Origin of the sequence: Pedobacter vanadiisoli (assembly GCF_042684385.1) — a bacterium.
GTDB lineage: Bacteria > Bacteroidota > Bacteroidia > Sphingobacteriales > Sphingobacteriaceae > Pedobacter > Pedobacter vanadiisoli.
The window spans coordinates 265,174-285,454 of record NZ_JBHULL010000044.1 but is presented as its reverse complement, the minus strand read 5'-3'; the positions used below and the strand labels follow the sequence as shown (position 1 = coordinate 285,454).

At 38.7% G+C, this 20,281-nt stretch carries 21 protein-coding genes, 1 tRNA gene and 1 riboswitch; of the genes, 14 read left to right on the top strand and 8 right to left on the bottom strand.

The genetic code is table 11. The annotated features are described in order from the left end of the window. Positions 1–63: 63 nt before the first annotated feature. Positions 64–438 (bottom strand): hypothetical protein, encoded by a 375-nt coding sequence (locus ACFSR6_RS22515; protein ID WP_379083264.1) that lies wholly within the window; start codon positions 436–438, stop codon positions 64–66. A gap of 207 nt (positions 439–645) precedes the next feature. Further along, a riboswitch (SAM riboswitch) is annotated at positions 646–756 on the top strand. 7 nt (positions 757–763) lie between these two features. Here ACFSR6_RS22515 and ACFSR6_RS22510 point away from each other — a divergent pair. The 4 genes from ACFSR6_RS22510 to ACFSR6_RS22495 all read left to right on the top strand — a co-directional run bounded on the left by ACFSR6_RS22510 (position 764) and on the right by ACFSR6_RS22495 (position 4,881). After that, positions 764–892: a hypothetical protein gene (locus ACFSR6_RS22510; RefSeq protein WP_379083262.1), complete on the top strand. Its 129-nt coding sequence runs from the start codon at positions 764–766 to the stop codon at positions 890–892. Between the two features lie 136 nt (positions 893–1,028). Then, entirely contained in the window at positions 1,029–2,360 is a 1,332-nt protein-coding gene (locus tag ACFSR6_RS22505) for an O-acetylhomoserine aminocarboxypropyltransferase/cysteine synthase family protein (RefSeq protein ID WP_379083259.1), read from the top strand. A gap of 45 nt (positions 2,361–2,405) precedes the next feature. After that, a complete protein-coding gene (locus ACFSR6_RS22500; RefSeq protein ID WP_379083257.1) occupies positions 2,406–3,506 on the top strand; it encodes a homoserine O-acetyltransferase family protein in 1,101 nt (366 codons plus the stop codon). 130 nt (positions 3,507–3,636) lie between these two features. After that, the gene (locus ACFSR6_RS22495; RefSeq protein ID WP_379083254.1) at positions 3,637–4,881 is read left to right on the top strand and encodes a homoserine dehydrogenase; all 1,245 of its coding nucleotides are present in this window, start codon (positions 3,637–3,639) and stop codon (positions 4,879–4,881) included. A gap of 73 nt (positions 4,882–4,954) precedes the next feature. On the opposite strand, the gene ACFSR6_RS22490 is transcribed toward ACFSR6_RS22495, so the two are convergent. Both ACFSR6_RS22490 and ACFSR6_RS22485 read right to left on the bottom strand, forming a co-directional pair. Further along, positions 4,955–5,407, bottom strand: coding sequence for a hypothetical protein (locus ACFSR6_RS22490; protein WP_379083252.1), 453 nt, complete (start codon positions 5,405–5,407; stop codon positions 4,955–4,957). Between the two features lie 15 nt (positions 5,408–5,422). Further along, a complete protein-coding gene (locus ACFSR6_RS22485) occupies positions 5,423–6,193 on the bottom strand; it encodes a queuosine precursor transporter (protein WP_379083250.1) in 771 nt (256 codons plus the stop codon). A gap of 202 nt (positions 6,194–6,395) precedes the next feature. Here ACFSR6_RS22485 and ACFSR6_RS22480 point away from each other — a divergent pair, with 202 nt between their 5' ends. Further along, a complete protein-coding gene (locus ACFSR6_RS22480; protein ID WP_379083247.1) occupies positions 6,396–7,622 on the top strand; it encodes a multidrug effflux MFS transporter in 1,227 nt (408 codons plus the stop codon). A gap of 70 nt (positions 7,623–7,692) precedes the next feature. On the opposite strand, the gene ACFSR6_RS22475 is transcribed toward ACFSR6_RS22480, so the two are convergent. After that, the gene (locus ACFSR6_RS22475) at positions 7,693–8,382 is read right to left on the bottom strand and encodes a PepSY-associated TM helix domain-containing protein (RefSeq protein ID WP_379083244.1); all 690 of its coding nucleotides are present in this window, start codon (positions 8,380–8,382) and stop codon (positions 7,693–7,695) included. Beyond that, entirely contained in the window at positions 8,348–9,880 is a 1,533-nt protein-coding gene (locus ACFSR6_RS22470; RefSeq protein ID WP_379083242.1) for a DUF2271 domain-containing protein, read from the bottom strand. Before ACFSR6_RS22470 ends, ACFSR6_RS22475 begins: the two co-directional genes overlap by 35 nt. Before the next feature lie 291 nt (positions 9,881–10,171). On the opposite strand from ACFSR6_RS22470, the gene ACFSR6_RS22465 reads away from it, so the two are divergent. The 4 genes from ACFSR6_RS22465 (at position 10,172) to ACFSR6_RS22450 (ending at position 14,192) form a co-directional block, all read left to right on the top strand. Next, positions 10,172–11,317, top strand: a complete 1,146-nt coding sequence (locus ACFSR6_RS22465) for a methionine aminotransferase (RefSeq protein ID WP_379083240.1) — start codon at positions 10,172–10,174, stop codon at positions 11,315–11,317. Between the two features lie 20 nt (positions 11,318–11,337). Further along, complete coding sequence (locus ACFSR6_RS22460) at positions 11,338–12,144, top strand: nitrilase family protein (RefSeq protein ID WP_379083237.1); 807 nt, start codon at positions 11,338–11,340, stop codon at positions 12,142–12,144. Between the two features lie 168 nt (positions 12,145–12,312). Beyond that, positions 12,313–13,347 (top strand): N(4)-(beta-N-acetylglucosaminyl)-L-asparaginase, encoded by a 1,035-nt coding sequence (locus ACFSR6_RS22455; protein WP_379083234.1) that lies wholly within the window; start codon positions 12,313–12,315, stop codon positions 13,345–13,347. An 83-nt stretch (positions 13,348–13,430) separates the two neighbouring features. Next, positions 13,431–14,192 (top strand): copper homeostasis protein CutC, encoded by a 762-nt coding sequence (locus ACFSR6_RS22450; RefSeq protein WP_379083232.1) that lies wholly within the window; start codon positions 13,431–13,433, stop codon positions 14,190–14,192. A 72-nt stretch (positions 14,193–14,264) separates the two neighbouring features. Here ACFSR6_RS22450 and ACFSR6_RS22445 read toward each other — a convergent pair whose 3' ends face one another. From ACFSR6_RS22445 to ACFSR6_RS22435, 3 genes are all read right to left on the bottom strand, one after another. Continuing rightward, positions 14,265–14,657, bottom strand: coding sequence for a DUF983 domain-containing protein (locus ACFSR6_RS22445; RefSeq protein ID WP_379083231.1), 393 nt, complete (start codon positions 14,655–14,657; stop codon positions 14,265–14,267). Positions 14,658–14,860: 203 nt separating this feature from the next. After that, positions 14,861–15,451 (bottom strand): Crp/Fnr family transcriptional regulator, encoded by a 591-nt coding sequence (locus tag ACFSR6_RS22440; RefSeq protein ID WP_379083229.1) that lies wholly within the window; start codon positions 15,449–15,451, stop codon positions 14,861–14,863. 168 nt (positions 15,452–15,619) lie between these two features. Beyond that, positions 15,620–16,606 carry a D-alanine--D-alanine ligase gene (locus ACFSR6_RS22435; RefSeq protein WP_379083227.1) on the bottom strand — a complete coding sequence of 329 codons (987 nt, stop codon included), beginning with the start codon at positions 16,604–16,606 and terminating at the stop codon, positions 15,620–15,622. Between the two features lie 235 nt (positions 16,607–16,841). On the opposite strand from ACFSR6_RS22435, the gene ACFSR6_RS22430 reads away from it, so the two are divergent. The 5 genes from ACFSR6_RS22430 (at position 16,842) to ACFSR6_RS22410 (ending at position 20,264) form a co-directional block, all read left to right on the top strand. Beyond that, complete coding sequence (locus ACFSR6_RS22430; protein WP_379083225.1) at positions 16,842–17,606, top strand: PASTA domain-containing protein; 765 nt, start codon at positions 16,842–16,844, stop codon at positions 17,604–17,606. 17 nt (positions 17,607–17,623) lie between these two features. Beyond that, positions 17,624–18,679: an endolytic transglycosylase MltG gene (gene mltG, locus ACFSR6_RS22425; RefSeq protein WP_379083223.1), complete on the top strand. Its 1,056-nt coding sequence runs from the start codon at positions 17,624–17,626 to the stop codon at positions 18,677–18,679. Next, entirely contained in the window at positions 18,679–19,086 is a 408-nt protein-coding gene (locus ACFSR6_RS22420) for an acyl-CoA thioesterase (RefSeq protein WP_379083221.1), read from the top strand. The genes mltG and ACFSR6_RS22420 overlap by 1 nt, the downstream gene beginning before the upstream one ends. Positions 19,087–19,094: 8 nt before the next feature. Further along, a complete protein-coding gene (locus ACFSR6_RS22415) occupies positions 19,095–20,084 on the top strand; it encodes a YihY/virulence factor BrkB family protein (protein ID WP_379083219.1) in 990 nt (329 codons plus the stop codon). A 95-nt stretch (positions 20,085–20,179) separates the two neighbouring features. Continuing rightward, positions 20,180–20,264: transfer RNA gene (locus ACFSR6_RS22410), tRNA-Ser, on the top strand. The last annotated feature ends 17 nt before the right edge of the window (positions 20,265–20,281 follow it).

Genomic DNA, 20,281 nt, shown 5'->3' with positions numbered 1-20,281 from the left:
GCATAATTAATGCCGTTAGAAACAAAATAGCATTGAGAATTGCTGCAGTTATTAAAAATCAAGTCAGCTATAAAAATAACTATAATATAGCTGCGTAAAATTTGTTTTTATCATAACAATCATTTCGTACAGTCCTTCGCAAAGTACAAAACCACCTTCAGGATTTTTAGGTAATAAATATAAAGGTTGGGGCTTTAATTTTAAGGCCGTTAAAAAATCGGGCATTTTTTCACCTTCCCGGTTTACGTCTTCGAAACTGGTGGTAATGGCGGCGGGTTGCTTTAAAAATTTATCTACGCCCAAAGCTTTAGCACCCTGGGCAGTACCAATTTTTAACAACTTATCTTTTAAACCACCGAATTGAGCCTTTACATTTGTTAAGTACGTTATACTAAATAACAGTACCAGGCACAGAGATTTTGTTTTTTTTATCATCATTGGATTTAGGTAGGTAACACAAAATTAGAATTTTAAGCATTAATTTTATATTAAAAGTTTAAGTCTGTTCTTCAAAAACAAAAATACAATACTCATTATCAATACGTTAACATTAATTCGAAATTTTATTTTGTGAATTAAAATTAATTTAAGACATTTGAAATATTATTTGGCGGAAAGCTAAATAAAAGTCAATCTTCACGGGTTGATTTATAAAGAAGTGGCGAGAGACTGGCTCGATGACCCACTGGCAACCCTCAGAAAGAGAAGGTGCCAAATCCTGACCGGATAACACGGTGTTGTTCGGAGATATAAATTAGAACTGATGAAAACATTAAATCTTCAATCGCTAAGCGAGCCCGGTGCAAAACAGAAAAAGGTAGAACAATTTTCTATTTCTTCTATTTGTTGCGATATGCGTGCGGTTACCTGTATGTGCTGTTGCATACAGTAATCTAAAAAATCTTCCTTTTTTGTTTTTTTTTCAAACTGGAAGGTCCCGGGAAATCGGGATACGCCCTGCTAGGTTTTAGGATTGTCCTAAGCCGCATATCTACATATCTAATCGTTCAACAAATAAAATAGCAATCATGTCAACATCATATAAATTTGAAACTTTACAATTACACGCAGGTCAGGAAATAGATCCAACAACAGGTTCCAGAGCCGTGCCTATCTACCAGACCACTTCTTACGGATTTAACAGTGCCGAACACGGCGCCAATTTATTTGCTTTAAAAGAGTTTGGAAATATCTACACCAGGATCATGAATCCAACCAATGATGTTTTCGAAAAACGCATTGCGGCTTTAGAAGGCGGTGTAGCAGCCTTAGCAGTATCATCAGGACAAGCTGCCCAGTTTATTGCCTTAAATAATATCCTTCAAGCGGGCGACAGTATCGTTTCTTCTTCGCACATTTATGGCGGAACCTATAACCAGTTTAAAGTAGCTTTTAAACGTTTGGGTATACATGTTGATTTTGCAAATCCGGATGTACCTGAAGAGTTTGAAACTAAAATAACGGATAAAACCAAAGCAATCTACCTTGAAACCATTGGCAACCCTGCATTTAGTGTGCCCGACTTTGAGAAAATTGCCGCAATTGCAAAAAAATACGATCTTCCTTTAGTGGTCGACAATACTTTCGGAGCAGCAGGGTATTTGTTTAAACCATTGGAACACGGTGCTAATATTGTGGTAGAGTCGGCAACCAAATGGATTGGTGGCCACGGAACAAGTATAGGAGGTGTTATTGTTGACGGCGGAAACTACAATTGGGGCAATGGGAAATTTCCTCAGTTCTCTGAACCTTCAGAAGGCTATCATGGCTTGGTTTTCAGCGATGTTTTTGGCATCGGCGGGCCATTCGGCAATATTCAGTTTATTATCCGGGCGCGCGTAGAAGGACTGAGAGATTTAGGGCCTTCCCTTTCTCCTTTCAATTCTTTTCTTTTATTACAGGGTTTGGAAACTTTATCACTTCGTGTTCAACGCCATGTAGATAATGCCCTTGAGTTGGCAACCTGGTTAGAAAACCATCCTTTAGTTAAAGAGGTTCAGTACCCGGGCTTAGCCAGCAGTAAATATAATGGCCTGGCTAAAAAATATTTAAGGAATGGTTTTGGTGCGGTTTTATCTTTTGAATTAGCCGGAAGCAAAGAACATGCAACCCAGGTAATTGATAATTTAAAACTGGTGTCGCACCTGGCTAATGTGGGTGATGCAAAAACATTGATCATCCAGCCTTCGGCTACAACACACCAGCAGCTAAGCGAAGCAGAACAATTAGCAGCAGGCGTAAAACCAAATGCTTTGAGGGTATCGGTAGGCATTGAGCATATTGATGATATTAAAGCCGATTTCGAACAGGCTTTTGCAAAAATTAATGCTACTGCCCCAGAAGTGAGTTTACAGAACTAGACTCACAACTCCTTAAAGGTTTTTTAACAACAACAACATTACAAAATGCATAATAGTAATAACCATAGTGCTTCAAAGTCTCCATTGGGGAATTTAGGAGAAACTTATAATCATAATAAACTGTTCAGGTTAGAAAGTGGAAAAAAAATCCGCAACCTGCAAATTGCCTATCAAACTTATGGCAAATTAAACGCCAATAAAGACAATGTAATTTGGGTTTGCCATGCGCTTACTGCCAATGCAGATGTTTTTGAATGGTGGGAAGGTTTGTTTGGCCAAAATGCGCTATTTAATCCCGAAGAGCACTATATTGTTTGCGCCAATGTATTAGGCTCGCATTACGGTAGCACAAACCCCTTAAGCACTAACCCGGTAACAGGTTTACCTTATTACCTTTCGTTCCCACAGTTTACCATACGCGACCTCGTATCGGCACACCAGGTATTGGCTTCGCACCTGGGCATAGATTATATTAAATTATTAATTGGTGGCTCTTTGGGTGGGCAACAAGCTGTTGAGTGGAGTATTTCAGAACCGAATAAAATCGAAAACCTGATCCTGATTGCCACCAATGCGGCCCATTCTCCATGGGGAATTGCTTTTAACGAAAGTCAGCGTTTGGCCATTACTACCGATAGAACTTTTTATGCCAACCAACCAAACGGAGGCAGCAAAGGCTTAAAAACTGCACGCAGCATTGCGTTATTAAGTTACAGAACCTATAATGCTTATGGAAGCACCCAGGTAGAAAGTGTAAATGATAAAACCGATAACTTCCGTTCTTCTTCTTACCAGAATTACCAGGGAGAAAAGCTGATTAACCGTTTTAATGCTTATAGCTACTATTATTTAACCAAGGCAATGGATAGCCACAATGTTGGCCGTAACCGCAAAAGCATTGCTGATGCCTTAAAACTGATTACAGCAAACACTTTGGTAATCGGCATAGAAAATGATGTTTTATTCCCGTTATCTGAGCAAAAATATTTAGCTGACCACATTAACGAGGCAGAATTTATCGCTTTACATTCTGATTATGGCCACGATGGTTTCCTGATCGAAACAGATGCCCTGACCAATATCATCGGAAATTTCATCAAAGAAAGTCGCAATAAAAAGATTATCAAGTTGCAGCATACCGCTTAGAAAGGCAGCAGATTAAGAGCTTAAAGGTGGAAGGTGATGGGCCAGATACCTCATACAATTAAAACAAATTACAAAAATAAGAACAGCTATAACGGTTTAATCCGTCTATCTGTATAATCAATTTATAACAATGAGTAAAAATCTAAAAATCGGTTTATTTGGTTTCGGGGTTGTGGGACAAGGTTTACTGGATATTATCCAAAGCCAGAACCTGAACCTGGAGATCATTAAAATCGCCATAAAAGACCCAAGAAAAAAGCGTACCCTTAATAAGGATCTGTTTACAACTGATCGCAACGAAATACTGAATAATACAGAAATCAATACGATTGTAGAACTGATTAATGATGCCGATGCGGCCTACGAAATTGTAACTACCGCATTAAAAAATGGTAAAAATGTAGTATCTGCAAATAAAAAAATGATCGCTACGCACTTAAAAGAGCTGGTAGATCTACAACAAGAGTATGGTACTTCTTTATTGTACGAAGGGGCTGTTTGTGGCAGTATCCCAATTATCCGCAACCTGGAAGAGTATTATGACAACGAATTATTCCATGCCCTGAGTGGTATTTTTAACGGATCATCCAACTATATTCTTTCGAAAATATTTGACAAGAACCAAAGTTACGATTCGGCATTAAAAGAGGCTCAGGATTTAGGTTTTGCAGAAACCGACCCTATTTTGGACGTGGGTGGTTACGATCCGAAATATAAACTAGCCATTGCCACTGCACATGCTTATGGCTTATTCGTAAACCCTGATGCCATTTTAAACATCGGTATACAGAACCTATCCAACCATGACATTAAATATGCGCGTGAGAAAAACTTTAAAATCAAGTTGGTTCCTACGGCGCGTAAGGTTAATACAAAGGATATTGTAACTTATGTACTCCCTAAACTGGTGACGAAAGATGATTTTCTTTACAACGTAGAAAACGAGTACAATGCAGTTGCAGTTCAGGCAGCATTTGCAGATAAACAGTTTTTCTATGGTAAAGGCGCAGGTGGCCATCCTACTGGAGCAGCCGTACTTTCTGATATTGCCGCGTTGCGTTACGATTATCGTTATGAATACAAAAAATATCACTCGGAAAACAGTGTAAAACATACGGAAGATATCCTGTTGGAAATTTACCTGCGTTATGCGGATGAAGATCTGATCACCCTGCTGAATTTTGATAACATCAGCGAGCGCTATGCGGCTAGCAGTTATAAATATGTAGTCGGAACCGTGAAGCTGGAAAGTTTGATTAAAAACCGCGACCTGCTTTTAGATCAATCTGTTTTTGTGGCCTATACCGGCAGGCAGATTTACAAACAAGAGCAATTGAGTGGAAACGTTTTTGCCGAAGAATTGGCAAGCCTATAATTTATTTTAAGGTTATTTTTTTATTTGTTTTGTTGTTAAGTATAAAGGTCAGAGCGAGTCTGACCTTTTACTTTTATTTTACTTTAAGGTATTTCTCGATAATTATACGGTCAACACCGGCAGCTTCAACTTTCTCAATTCCTTTTTGGATCAATGTATCGCGATGAATAGCCAGCTTAAAGTTAAATATTTTGCCTTCCCAGTCCTTATTTTTATAATATTCAAGGTGTTCGGTATAATCTTCACCTTTTAAAACATAGGTCCCTCCTCCTGCATCAAAACTCGTGCTATCTTTGGGATCAAGACTGTGTTTCAAAAATGCGAAATGACTATCGTTAAACATTTTGATCATTTTTAGTTTTCCTGAATAATCAGTGGTTTCACTTTTTCCTTTATCTATGGTTGTAGCCGAAATCAATTGCCAGGTACCTTCAAGCTCCAGGTTTTTTCCGCTTTCCTTTCTATTTGAACAGGCCATTAACGAAAGTCCTATTACGAATGTTAAAATGCTTAATCTTTTCATCATGCTATTGGTATGATTTTATCCCCTGCCGGCCATTTTAATCAATTTATGGGCCAGGTCTTTACCTAGATAACCATCTATAATGGTATGTACAATGTATAAAATAGGTGTCATTAGAATAGCCACAATGAATTTATAAGTGTAATTCACCAAACCTATTGCGGCTACCATTTGCCAGCTGTAATGGTATTGCGGATTTAAATAAAAAGCGATAAAAATTACCACAAAACTATCAATAAGCTGAGAAACCAATGTTGAGCCGGTTGCCCGCAACCATAGTGCACGCTCTCCGGTAATTCTTTTAATCCGGTGAAAAATAAGTACATCAGCCAGCTGCCCGATAATAAAAGCAGTGATGGAACCTACAATAATCCACATCCCCTGTCCAAAAATGCCAGCGAATGCATTATTCATGTTCAGGTCTTCGCCATTTATGTTTTGATGTACCCAAAAATCGGCTGCACTTAAATGCATGGAGCCCCAAACTACCATAAAGGCAAAAGCAATGAGAATAGCAGTAAGAACAGATAAAAAACGAACCTGTTTAACACCAAAATATTCATTTATGATATCGGTCATGATGAAGATAATCGGCCAGGTTAATACCCCTGCAGACATCACGAACGACAGGTTAGGAACACCAAGCAGGTTAATATTAAATTTTTTGATCCCAAGCGTTTCTTCTACGCTGAATAATTTAACACCAATAAACTCTGATAATATGGCATTGGCCACAAAAAAACTACCCAGAACAAGTAGTAAACGGCTTTCTTTCGTTTTAAAAGTCATAGACTATAAATCTAAAAATAAATCACATATTTTAGCACAAAGAAGCGTCTATTTTTAACAGAGATAACACAAAGATTACGCACCTGCCATACTTTAATATTAAATCAGATTAATATGATGATTTTTTACAATCGTTCGACGGTAAAAATAGGTTAGCAACTTAAATCTCACAATCTTTGCGCCATCAAATTCGGGTAATTTTATGGCTAAAAAACAACACTTTTTCTTGATACTTATTTTGGGATCACTTGCTGCGCTTGGCCCATTCTCGATTGACATGTACCTGCCGGGTTTTTTGGATATTGCAAAAGATCTAAAAAGTACCGAATCTACAGTAGCATTATCTTTATCGAGCTTTTTTATCGGGATTTCTGTTGGCCAGCTTTTGTACGGTCCTTTGCTTGATAAATATGGCCGTAAAAAACCTTTATATTTTGGCCTGGGGCTCTACATCTTATCTTCTGTATTATGTTTAGCTGTAACCAATGTAAATCAGCTTATTGTTTTGCGTTTCGTACAGGCTATCGGGAGCTGTGCTACTGCAGTAGCTTCGGTAGCGATGGTTAGGGATTTATTCTCTGTAGATGAAAGCCCTAAGGTATTTGCATCTTTAATGCTGGTAATTGCTGTTTCGCCTATGCTGGCGCCAACAGGAGGCGGCTATTTAATTTCGGCATTCGGCTGGAGGTATGTATTCATATTTTTAGGCCTGATGGCTGTTTTAATGCTGTTGGCCTCTATTTTTAAATTACCGGAAAGCTACAAACCCGATCCTGGTTATTCTTTAAAGCCTAAGCCCATTTTAACCAATTTCTTTACCGTTCTGAAAGAACCACAATTTTATACCTATGCACTAATCAGCTCCATTACCTTTTCGGGTTTGTTTGCCTATGTATCATCCTCTCCTACAGTATTTATGAAGATTTATGAAGTAGATAAAACAGGTTATGGCTGGATATTCGCTTTGCTGTCGGTATCGTTTATTGGTTCTAGCCAAGTGAACAGTTTATTATTAAAATGGTTTAGCAGTAAAAACATTGTAACCTACGCACTTACTGCACAATGTATTTTCAGTTTAATCTTTTTGGTTTTCGCTTTAAATAACTGGTTAAATTTATATGCTACAATTGGTTTTATTGCATTGTTTTTGGCCTGCTTAGGTTTAATTAACCCAAATGCAGCAGCTTTAGCCCTTGCACCTTTTACAAAAAATGCGGGTAGTGCATCTGCCTTAATGGGCGCTTTGCAAATGGGCCTGGGTGCTCTGGCTTCGGTAGCGGTAAGTTTATTTAACGAACATTCGGTTGTTCCTATGCCATTGGTAATGACGGCAGCTGCGTTTATCGCCTTAGGCTGCCTGTTAATTGGCAGAAGGTTTATCACCACCGAAGTGGAGGCATCGTCTGATTCGACGGTTGTAGCGCACTAATATTTTATCACAAAGACACTAAGAACACAAAGAGATCATCTCAATGCCCTTAGTGTCTTGAGGGGTTAACTTACGGCACAAATAACTTGTAAATTAAATAGCAAATAATTGTACCCACCGCTGCTATAATAAAACCACTTAAGCGCTTCTTTTTGATAAAACAGATGAGAATGATACCCGAGATAGACACGAGGGTCATCAGCACAGCTGAAATGTCAATGATCCAGGACCATGCCTTACCAGAATCCTTTCCTTTGTGCAAATCATTAATCACGGCTATAGCGCCAAACCTGGTTGTGGTTAATTCATATTTACCGGTTTCGCGGTCTATAAAGGAATCGGCCAGATAGCCAGGTCCGTTAAATGTTAAACTCAGTTCCCTGTCATCTATCCTGAAATCGCTCAAGGCGCCTTTAACCCCATGCTTATTCCTAAAAAACTCAACAATTTGCAACTTGTTGATCTTATTGGTATCGGGTTGGTTTACCCATTTTAAGTTTACTGATCCGGAATCTTTAGTAACCAGCTCCTTACCGGAAGTAAACCAATCTGCATGATTTAAGGTTAAACCCGATACTGCAAAGAATAGCAGGATGGTAAAACTCACCATTGATAAATAAATGTGCAGCCAGCGCGATAAACCAGCTAAACGCTTTTTACCCTTACCTTTTCCGCTATTTTTTTTAACCTGTTTTTTCCCCAGGCCACCTGGTGCAGGGACGACGTTATTTTTTTGAGGTTTCGATTTTTCTGTAGTCAAGGGATGCTGATGCTAGTTCTGTATTTGGTGTTAATTCTACCTTTTGCGCCGAGCCTGTAAATTTCATTTCCTTGGCAATCACCTGGTAAGTTCCGTGCTCACGGGCAACTTCGATAAAAACGGTATAAATCCCTGCTTTTACCAATTTACCGCTATCATCTTTTCCATCCCATGATAAGCTATATTTACCGGGACCACGAGTAGCTGAGCTGGTTGAACTCAATTTCCCTTCGGCTCCTTTTTTAAATTCTTCGCCATTGGCGCGGTTCCATGATTTCAGATCGGGCAACCAACGTGGTTTATTATACCAGATAGCCAGGTTACGTACCGGAGTTTTTGCCTCATCTTCAATCCACACTGCCACAAATGGACGACGGATACGTTTACCATCAGTAGATTCTATATTGGCAATTTCTAAATTCACCACTAACTCATACTTAGTATTCCAAAGCTTTTCAGCTTTATTTACTTTTTCTAAGGCCGTAACTGGTTTCGTTAGTGCAACCTCGTACTTAGACCACTCTTTGCTTCTAATTTCTTTTCCGTCTTTAGTGATCAACAAGTATGCAATATTGTTCCTGGCAGCGGTTAATGCTTCAATTTCGGCAATGGAAAGCACATTAAAAGAAGTAGCCAGGGCGCCTGCTTCACTGGCGTCAGGACCAATAACTGTTGCACTGATGATTTCTGAAGCAGGTTTTCCAGTGCGTGGATCAACGATATGTGAATACCATTTTCCATTTACGTTAAAACCTCTGCGGTAATTGCCACTGGTTGCCACAGCCATGTTAGACACTTTAATTGTAGTAAGCGCGGCATCATTTTCGGCATCAGCTTTAGGGTTTGCTATTTCAATAGCCTCAGGCTCATTTCCTTTAATTACCATATCGCCACCAATATTCACAACCACGTTTTCAATTCCTGCGCTTTGAGCAGCTTTTTCAGCAGCCTTATTGATAATATAACTTTTTGCAAAAGAATTTAAAGCTAAGGGCACATCATCCAAACGGGTAACTGTTTGTTCGTGCTCATTTAAAAGGTAATGCTTTTGTTTAACCGAGGCAACTGCATGCTGTAATACTGAAGCTGAAGGTAAACGGCCTTCGGCAGCGGCCTGTTTCCAAACATCGCCTATTGCTTTGGCTGATGCATCAAGAGCACCATTGGTTAGTACCTTATAGTTTTCGAATTGCTTTAATACTTCAAATAATTCTGGTGAAACTTTGGTAGTTTGTTTACCATTTCTCATCCATTTACTAAACTCGCTGTTGGTTTTATAAGCACTTAAAATATCATCCAGCCTATCTATTTCCTTTAGTGTACGTTCTTCGGCTAAATCTGCATCAGCCTGGCTGTTGGTTTTAAATTTTAATTCAAGCGATGTACCCAATACATTTTCGTAATTGGAAACAAATGTTCTTAAAGCCTTTTTTGGGCTAACAAATGCAGATGCACCTATTAACAGTATAAAAGCAGCAGTTAGGTGTTTAAACTTCATATTTAATGGATATTTGAGATTTTAATTGCAAAGAAAGCAGTTTATTTGGAACAATTTTAAATAAGCAGAAATATATTTGAAATAATACAAAATTCTCAACCTAAAGTTTAGGTATGGTTAACAGATTAAGATGTTGGTTATTGAGTTATTGACGCTAATTTAAGATGAGGGTTTAATGATTGCGAGAAAATTTTTCCTTCATGTACAACTACAATTGTGCAACTATATGACTGGGCTTTTGGTGCAGGTTTTTATGCCTTAAGCTTTTTTTTCCCTATTTTCGCTTATAAGATGCTTAACATACAATCTAAACTTCCTGGTGTAAGTACCACCATCTTTTCGGTGATGAGTAAACTTGCCGCAGAACACAATGCTATTAATCTTTCTCAAGGATTTCCTGACTATCCCTGCGATCCAAAATTAGTTGAATTGGTAAATAAAGCCATGCAGGATGGTTTTAATCAATATGCACCTATGCCCGGATCTACATTCCTGAAAGAAACCATTGCAGAGAAAGTTGAGAAGCTATATAACATAAAATATAATCCTGAAACAGAAATTACGGTTACCGCAGGCGGAACGCAAGCTATTTTTACCGCATTGGCTGCCATTATTAACGCAGGCGATGAAGTGATCATTTTCGAACCGGCTTACGATAGTTATGCACCAACAATTAAGCTGTTAGGTGGCCTGGTTAAAACATACGAACTTGCCCCTCCCACTTATGCCATTGACTGGGACATGGTTAAGAAGCTGTTTACAGCAAAAACAAGGATGATCATCTTAAATACTCCGCAAAATCCAACCGGAAGTATTTTATCGCCCGATGATATGAAATCGCTCATAAAACTCATTACGGGAACCGATATTTTAATCCTGAGCGACGAAGTTTATGAACATCTGATTTACGATGAACAAAAGCATCAAAGTGTAATGTGCTATCCGGAATTAAGGCAAAGAAGTTTTATTGTAGCCTCTTTTGGCAAACTCCTACATGCTACCGGCTGGAAACTGGGTTATTGCCTGGCGCCAGAGAAATTAACCAAAGAATTTAGAAAGGTACACCAATTTAATGTTTTCAGCGTTAATAGTCCCATGCAGCAAGCAATTGCCGATTATATTAAAGAACCTAAAAATTATTCTGAAATAGGCAGTTTCTTTCAGCAGAAAAGAGATTACTTTAGAAATCTCCTGGCCGAAAGCCGCTTTAAACTTCTGCCATGCAAAGGTTCCTATTTTCAGTGTGCAAGCTACAGCGATATCAGCGACGAGAAGGATACGGATTTTAGCATCAGGTTAATTAAAGAATTTGGAGTGGCCACCATTCCGGTTTCTGCATTTTACCAGAAAGCAACCGACCATAAAATTATCAGGTTCTGCTTCGCCAAAGAGAACACAACACTTGCATTAGCTGCCGGGAAATTAAAAAACGTTTAACCAGACTAAACCTATAAAAAATGGAAGCACCTGTTTACACTCAAATAGAAAATCTGAAAGTAACCGTTTTTCAGGCCTATCTTTTTTGGGAAAACATTGAGAAAAACCTTTTAAATCTGGCACTTAGATTATCAATGGGTGTAAGGGAGAAAACCGATATTATTATTTTACCCGAAATGTTCAATACAGGCTTTAGCATGAATTCTGAAGCCCTGGCAGAAGAAATGGGTGGAAAAACGATGCAATGGATGCAAAAAATGGCTTATCAGTACAACTGTGTAGTTACCGGAAGCTTAATTATAAAAGAAAACAATCAATATTTTAACCGCCTGATCTGGATGGAACCGGATGGCAAAAACCAGCATTACGATAAACGCCACCTCTTTGGTATGGGCGATGAGGATCAACACTTTAGTCCAGGTAAAGAAAAACTGATAGTTGAACTTAAAGGCTGGAAAATCAGACTGGCCATTTGTTACGACCTCCGCTTTCCGGTTTGGTTACGTAATGTGGGGCAAGAATACGATATCTTACTCCTGGTAGCCAGCTGGCCCGATAAACGATCAGCACATTGGAAGGCACTAATACCGGCCAGGGCAATTGAAAATCAGAGTTACGTAATTGCCGTAAACCGAGTTGGTCATGACGGGAACCAGGTTTACCACAGCGGATTATCGATGTGTTTAGACCCTTATGGAAACACGGTTTATTATAAACCAGAGGATGAAGATCTATATACATTCAGCATCAATTATGAAGAGCTGGTTAAAATCAGGAGACAATTCCCGTTTTTAAAAGATGCGGATAAATTTACGATTGAAGGATAAGTAATCCATAATTAAATACCGGGCATTACTCATTATGAATTACCATCTTCTACCAGAAGTAAAACGATTAATTACTAAAAATAACCTGTGTTAAAACCTCAATGATCAAACAAGATCTACCGGTTTACAACACGACAATTAAAAACCACTAAACCATCCGAAAATAAAATGTTTAACCGCCGGAAATTTATAAAAGCATCTGCCCTATCGGCCGGATTGCTTGCCATCGATAAAAACAGTATAGCTGAAGTACTTCCAAAAAAATCATCAAAAGCAGGGAATTTTCCCATCGTAATTTCTACATGGGATTTTGGAATCGCTGCAAATGCCGATGCCTGGAAAGTTTTATCCTCTGGCGGACGTGCCTTAGATGCCGTAGAACAAGGCGTTTGGGTACCAGAAGCTGATGAGCACAACCAATCTGTTGGTTATGGCGGTTTGCCAGACCGTGATGGCCATGTTACCCTCGACGCCTGTATTATGGACGAATTGGGTAATTGCGGCGCAGTTTTAGCTCTGGAGCATATTAAACACCCGATTTCGGTAGCACGTAAAGTGATGGAAAAAACACCGCACGTAATGCTGGCCGGCGATGGTGCATTGCAATTTGCGTTAGAGCAGGGCTTCAAAAAAGAGAACCTGCTTACTCCTGCCAGCGAAAAAGCATGGAAAGAGTGGCTGAAAACAGCAAAATATGCGCCTGTAATGAATATTGAAAACAAACTTTATCAGAAAGCTGCCCCGCAAAAACTCCCGGGCAACCAGTATAACCACGATACCATTGGCATGTTGGCAATTGATGTTAAAGGCAATATTTCTGGCGCCTGTACCACCAGTGGAATGGCCTATAAATTACACGGAAGAATTGGTGACAGCCCGATTATTGGCGCGGGTCTTTATGTAGACAATGAAGTTGGTGGCGCGACCTCAACGGGTGTAGGTGAAGAGGTGGTACGGAATGTGGGATCGTTTTTAGTAGTAGAACTCATGCGCCAGGGTTATACACCTGAAAACGCTTGTAAAGAAGCGGTTATGCGTATCATTAAAAAGAAGCCCGAAACGGCCAAAAACATACAGGTAGGATTTTTAGCCATCAACAAAAAAGGAGAATATGGAGCTTATGCCATTCAGCAAGGTTTCAGTTATGCAGTTTGCAATGCAGAAAAACAAGATCTTTTAATTAAGGGCAAAAGTTATTATTAGCTAAAGATAACCGAGCTTCGACTATCAATATATTTTACTGCAGGTTAAGAATCTTGGAATAATACAAAAAAATAAATAATATAATGAGTGAAGTTGCAATTGCTTGCTTAGAAGTATGTGCCAATTCTTATACATCAGCCCTGGCTGCGCAAAATGGTGGTGCAAAAAGAGTCGAATTTTGCGATAATCTGGCTGAAGGTGGAACTACGCCCAGTTATGCGCAAATTTCTTTAGCCAAAAAAAATCTGTCTATAGAAGTTTGGCCAATTATCCGTCCGCGTGGAGGAGATTTCCTATATTCTGATATTGAGTTCGAACTAATGAAAGAAGATATAAAAATCTGTAAATCATTAAATTGTGAAGGCGTAGTTATTGGAATACTTAAAGCAGATGGCACCATTGACAAAGAGAGATGCGCTGAACTAATTGAGCTGGCTAAACCGATGGATGTAGCTTTCCACAGGGCATTTGATATGAGTAATGATATGGACCAGGCCCTTGAGGATTTGATCTCACTCAAAATAAAAAGGGTACTGAGCTCCGGAGGTGCTTCTTCAGCTATTATTGGGGCAGAAAAATTGGCAGAGCTGATAAAAAAAGCAAATGGCCGAATTACCATTATGCCTGGCGCCGGAATAAATGAAACCAATATTCAACAGCTGATTGATAAAACCGGTGCAACGCAATTCCATGCCTCGGCCAAGGAATTTGTAGCCAGTAAAATGACCTTCAGGAACAACGAATCCAAAATGGGCAGTATTGAAGATGAATACCGCTACGAATTAACTTCTGTAGAAAAAGTTAAGGCTTTAACCGAAATTATCGCGAAGAATTTCAATCAATAGTATTAGTAAAAAACTATCTATAACACTAAAAGTCAGATGTTTCCATCTGACTTAACATTTATACCTTCCTGATTAATCTCCGCTACCTGGCACATAATGCAAGCCGGGTGTTAAATAGTGTAATAGAATTACCCGCGAATAACGGTAATTGATAGGCGATAAAAGTAACACGCCTGTTAAAATCAGGGCCACATAGTACCAAAGGTTTTCGTAAACCAAAGGTAAGCCCAAAATGTATGAAGCTACCCCAATAGTAATAATTTCTGCAACGTTCATCGCATAACTTACAAACATGGCCACATAGAAAAAACCTGGCTCACGCTCGAATTTTAAGTTACAATGCGGGCAGTTGACATTTGTTTTTTGTAATCTAAAAGAATAAGCACTTCCTGTAAAAATATCACCTTTGCGGCAACGCGGACATTTACACTGTATAAAGGATTGAAATTTTGATAACTCAGCCATAATATTCTGATTTGATACTACAAAGTTAGGCTTTAATACCACATTAAATTATGATCTGAATCATGTTTATTGATCATTGATTATAGAATCGTCTATTGCTCGGGCAAAATCTACAACGAAAACAATTTTTAAGGTCTTCATAAAAACCAAAGAGCTTTATATCAAAAAGTTATACACGTTACTTATGTACTTCGGTTTAGTACCTATTTTAGCTCTTTAATTATTTTCCCTCTAACTATCTTAATCAAACCCCGCTCCGCCAGCATTTTTACCCCGCGAATTACTGTTTCTACCCTGAGGCCGGTCATATCAGCCAATTCTTGCCGTGTTACTTTTAAATTTTCACCTGCAGCAATATCATTAAGCAGGTAATTAATAATGGTTAACAAACGATGATCAGCCTTTTCATTCGCTAATTCTTCAAGCATCATCGATTTATAAAAAAGGCGATGGCTCAGCGTCTGGATAAGATTCATACTAAAATCAGAATCGTTTTTGATCAGATTAAAAAAATCTTCCTGGTTTACCGCAATTAGCTGCGAATCTATATTGGTAATGGTAAATGCCAAATAAGGCCTGCCTGTTAATAATGCTGGTTCACCAAAATATTGCCCGGTTTTAAAAACCCCTTGAATAAACTCCCTTCCTTCATTGCTAACGGTAACCATTCTTACCTCGCCTGATTTGATAAAATACACATACCGTGGATGCATGCCCGGCTCATAAACAATTGAATCTTTCGGATAGCTTTTAACTTTTAAGCCCTTATCAATCAATTTTTGAATAATCATCATTTGGAAGATTTTTTTCTGAAAGGAATCAGGTCTTTATCTCATTGTACCACCATTAACAGATATCGTCATTGCAAAGAGGAACAAGATTACTTCGCTGGCTCAAATAGCCTTCTTGCAATCATGATTTTTCGAGGAGATACACGACGTTAAATTCCCCCGTCACTCATATTACCCCAACGTTTCTTTCATTAAACGGGTATAAAATTCTTTCAGGGTAACACCCATTGCAGCAACCTGTTGAGGAATAAAACTCGTTGCAGTTTGTCCGGGGATGGTATTGATTTCGATAAAATAAAACTTACCCGTTTCGTGCTCCAGGAAATAATCTATGCGGACCACTCCCCTGCAATTTAGTTTTTTATATACGTCTGTAACCACTTGCTGCACACGAAGTAATTCTTCCCCACTCATTCGGCCAGGGGTAATTTCTTCTGTTGCCCCAGGTGTATATTTTGCCTCGAAATCGAAAAATTCATTTTGAGGAATCACTTCTGTTGTTGGTAAGACAATGATTTTGCCTTCGGCACCAAAAACACCGATTGAAAATTCCCTTCCGCTTACAAACTCTTCGATCAAAATCTGGCTGTCTTCTTTAAAAGCTTTTTCAATGGCTTCGTCAAGATCGTCTGCGTGTTTTACCTTACTCATGCCAATACTGCTCCCGCCACTGTTCGGCTTCACAAAATAAGGCAGCCTTAAATCCTGTTTAATCTGGCTTAAACTATAATTTCCACCTTTAAATATCTGAACAGATTTTGCAGTGTACAGGTTATCAATCCCTTCTACAATGGCCTTGGTATACCCCTTGTTCATGGTAATAGACGAGGTTAGCGCATCGCAGGTGGTGTATGGAATACCCAGCATATCGAAATAGCCCTGTAATTTTCCATCTTCACCAGGAGAACCATGAATGGCAATAAAAACACCATCAAATTTTATCCTGCGGCCATCAAGCGTTAGCGAAAAATCATTTTTATCAATTTCGATCTTAACGGAATCTGCAGGTTCATAAAACCATCCTTTTTCGTTCAGCATAATTTTATAAACATCGTATAAATTAAGGTCGATGTTCTGGGCAATTGTTGCCGCGCTTTTTACCGAAACAACCCATTCGCCTGTGGTACCGCCTGTTAACAACGCAATAGTTTTCTTCATGTCAGAAATCCTTTTATAAATAGAAATTGAATATAAATATATCCTCAAAAATATAAATATCTTTGTGCTTTGGTCCTATTAACGGAACAATTATTGAATGAGAATTGAACTAATTGATGAAAGGCAATTGGATAAAAAACAGTGTATGGTTGGACAGCGATTTAGATTCTATAATTCAATCAATAATTAAAATAGTTACATTTGAGCCTATACGCATAAACCCCATTTAAGATACATGTCTAAATTTATAGATTACTTAAAAACCAAATCGTTTAGAAACAACATCATAGCTGCCATAATTACCGTTATTGCATTGCTTCTGATCGCATTTTTTAGCTTGAGATATTACACCAAACACGGCGAAGGCTTAAATGTGCCCATGGTAAAGGGCCTTTCTTTTGAACAGGCCGTAAAAAAGCTGGAAGATGCCGGATTAAAATACGAAGTAGATTCTGTTTTTATTATGGATCAGCCTGCAGGGATTGTAATTGACCAGGACCCTGACCCCAATACTTTTGTAAAAGACAACCGTACCATTTATTTAACCATTAATGCGGGTAAAACGCCAAATACAAAATTCCCTGATATTACATTTAAAACCTTACGTGAGGCACAAGCCATTATCGAAAGTTCGAGGTTAAAACTGGGCGATACTACTTATAAACCTGATGTAAGTCGCGATGTGGTACTGGAAGCCTCATTTGGTGGTCAACCGATTACTGTAGGGCAGATCATTCCGGTGGGCTCAAGAATTAACTTAGTACTGGGCGATGGACGTGGAAATGAAGAAGTAGATATTCCGCAATTGACGGGCTTAACCATGGATGAAGCGAAGTTTAGTTTAAGGGGTTCGAACCTTAGTTTAGGCAACATCATTTATGAAGGGCCGATAACCGACAGTGCTGCGGCAATCATTATCAAACAAGACCCTATGCCGGTTGATTCGTTAACCAAAGTAGCTATAGGCACAAAGATTAACATTACCTTATCTAACAAATAACAAGTATCATATTACAGATGACTGAAATAGAAAAAAAGAACATGAGTACAGGCAAAAAAGTGGCAATAATTGTTGCGCTTGTTGTTATTTTAATTGCTGGTTACTTTGCGTTAAATATTTACAGGCTATACTTTGCCCCTAACATTACCGAAAATCAAAAATATTTATATATTAAAACAGGAAGCAGCTATGATGATCTGCTTGCCGAAATCAAAAAGAAAGACCTGGTAAAAAGTATCGGTACTTTTACAGCTGCCGCTACAAAAATGAACCTGGCAACAAGTGTTAAACCTGGCCGCTACCGTTTGAAAAAGGGAATGACCAACCGTACCTTGATTAACATGATCAAAGCCGGAAACCAGGATCCTGTTAAACTGAAGTTTCAGAATATCCGTAAAAAGGAAAATTTTGCAGCCTACCTGGCCAGCAACCTCGAAGCCGATTCATTAAGCTTTATCAATGTTTTGGATTCTACCGCACTCATTAGCAAATATGGTTTTAACCAGGACAATGTATATGCTATGTTTATCCCAAATACATACGAAATGTACTGGAATATTTCGCCGGTTGATTTTTTTGAGCGCATGCACAAGGAATATGATAAATTCTGGAATGCAGACCGTAAGCAAAAAGCGGCAAGCCTGAACCTTACGCCTGCGCAGGTATATACATTAGCTTCTATTGTTGATGCAGAAGCCCTTTACGACAAAGAAATGCCGATCATAGCAGGTTTGTACTTAAACCGTTTAAATAAAGGCATTTTGCTTCAGGCCGATCCGACCGTGATTTTTGCAAACAACGATTTTACAGTAAAAAGGGTTACCGGCAAATTATTGCAGGTACAATCACTTTACAACACTTATAAATATGCTGGTTTACCTCCGGGACCCATCATGATGCCAAGTATTAACGCCATTGATGCCGTGTTAAACCGCGATAAAAACAACTACATTTATATGTGCGCCAAAGAAGATTTCTCGGGTTACCATAACTTTGCAGAAACCAAGGCAGAGCACGAAATCAACGCAAAAAAATACCGTGAGGCTTTAAACAAAAGAAATATCTTCAAATAATGTATAGTCACAGTACGAAAATCAGGGTGCGCTATGGCGAAACCGATCAGATGGGCTATATGTATTATGGCAATTATGCACAATATTACGAAGTTGGCCGAGTAGAAATGTTACGGAGTTTGGGTATGAGTTACAGTTCTATGGAAGCTGATGGCATTATGATGCCTGTTTTAGAATTGAAATGTAAATACATCAAACCTGCATTGTATGATCAGGAGATTACGGTTAAAACCATTATTAAAACCCTGCCTGGCGTCCGTATTTTCTTTGAGTACGAATTGTACAATGAAAATGAAGAATTGATAAACATTGGGGCAACAACACTTGTTTTTGTCGATATGAAGAAGAACAAACCCACCAACCCACCCGAAAACTTTATGGAAAAGTTATCGGTATTTTTTAATTAACCGCTACAATGGAATGGTTACACCGGCAATTATTACAGTTTAAGTTCTATTCAAGGTTTATAGAATGGACTAAGGGATGTATTTTGCCTGGATTTAGCCCGCTCCCATTATATACAGTTGCTACTTTTTTCTTCCGCGAAATAGGCAAAGATGCGCTGGTAAACAAATCTTCATCGCTGGCCTACAGTTTTATGCTGGCTATTTTTCCGGGCATTATATTCTTGTTCACACTGATCCCTTTTATCCCAATTAAAGGCTTCCAGGACCAACTTTTAAATTTAATCCAGCTGGTTCTTCCACACAATGCCTTTGACGCCTTTGAAACCACTTTGAAAGATATCATCAAAAAGCAAAACAGAGGTTTATTGTCTTTCGGTTTTTTATCTGCATTATTTTTTGCCACCAATGGCGTTAAAAACTTAATGAAAGCTTTTAACAAATCATCATTGATTATCGAAACCAGGGGCTGGATAAAACAACGTTTAATTGCGCTAGTACTCACCGTTATTATCTGTTTTTCGATCATCATCTGCATCAGTGCGATGGCCTTGGGCGAAGTTTTGCTCAACAAAATCAATGACGAACTGCACTTAAAGGACAGCTTTTTGGTTTATACCATAAAATTTACACGCTGGGCTCTATTGGCGATCCTGTATTTCATTACCATTTCTATTTTATACCGTTACGGCCCTTCACATACTAAAAAATGGCGCCTGTTCAGTGCAGGCTCGTGGCTGGCTACCATACTGGCCTTTCTTACCATCTGGGGCTTTTCTTTCTACATCAATCATTTCGCATCCTACAATAAAGTATATGGTTCTATCGGAACATTAATTGTGGTGATGATCTGGCTTTACCTTAATTCTTTGATTTTATTGATCGGTTTTGAGCTCAATGCCAGTGTAGATGTAAGCAAAAGAAGCGTAAAGATCATCCGGCCTACCTTTAATTTGTTCAAAAAATCGGAGCCGATTGAAGAAAATATCAGGAAGAAATAATTTTTTCTCCCTCTGTGTTAAGTAATTATCAAGTTTATATAAAAAAAAAGCATTCATAGTTTGCAGTTTTAAGCGGAGTTCGTACTTTTGCCTCCGGAAAGCTGGCAGAGTGGTCGAATGCGGCAGTCTTGAAAACTGTTGACTGTAACAGGTCCGGGGGTTCGAATCCCTCGCTTTCCGCATCAAAAGGAAGAATT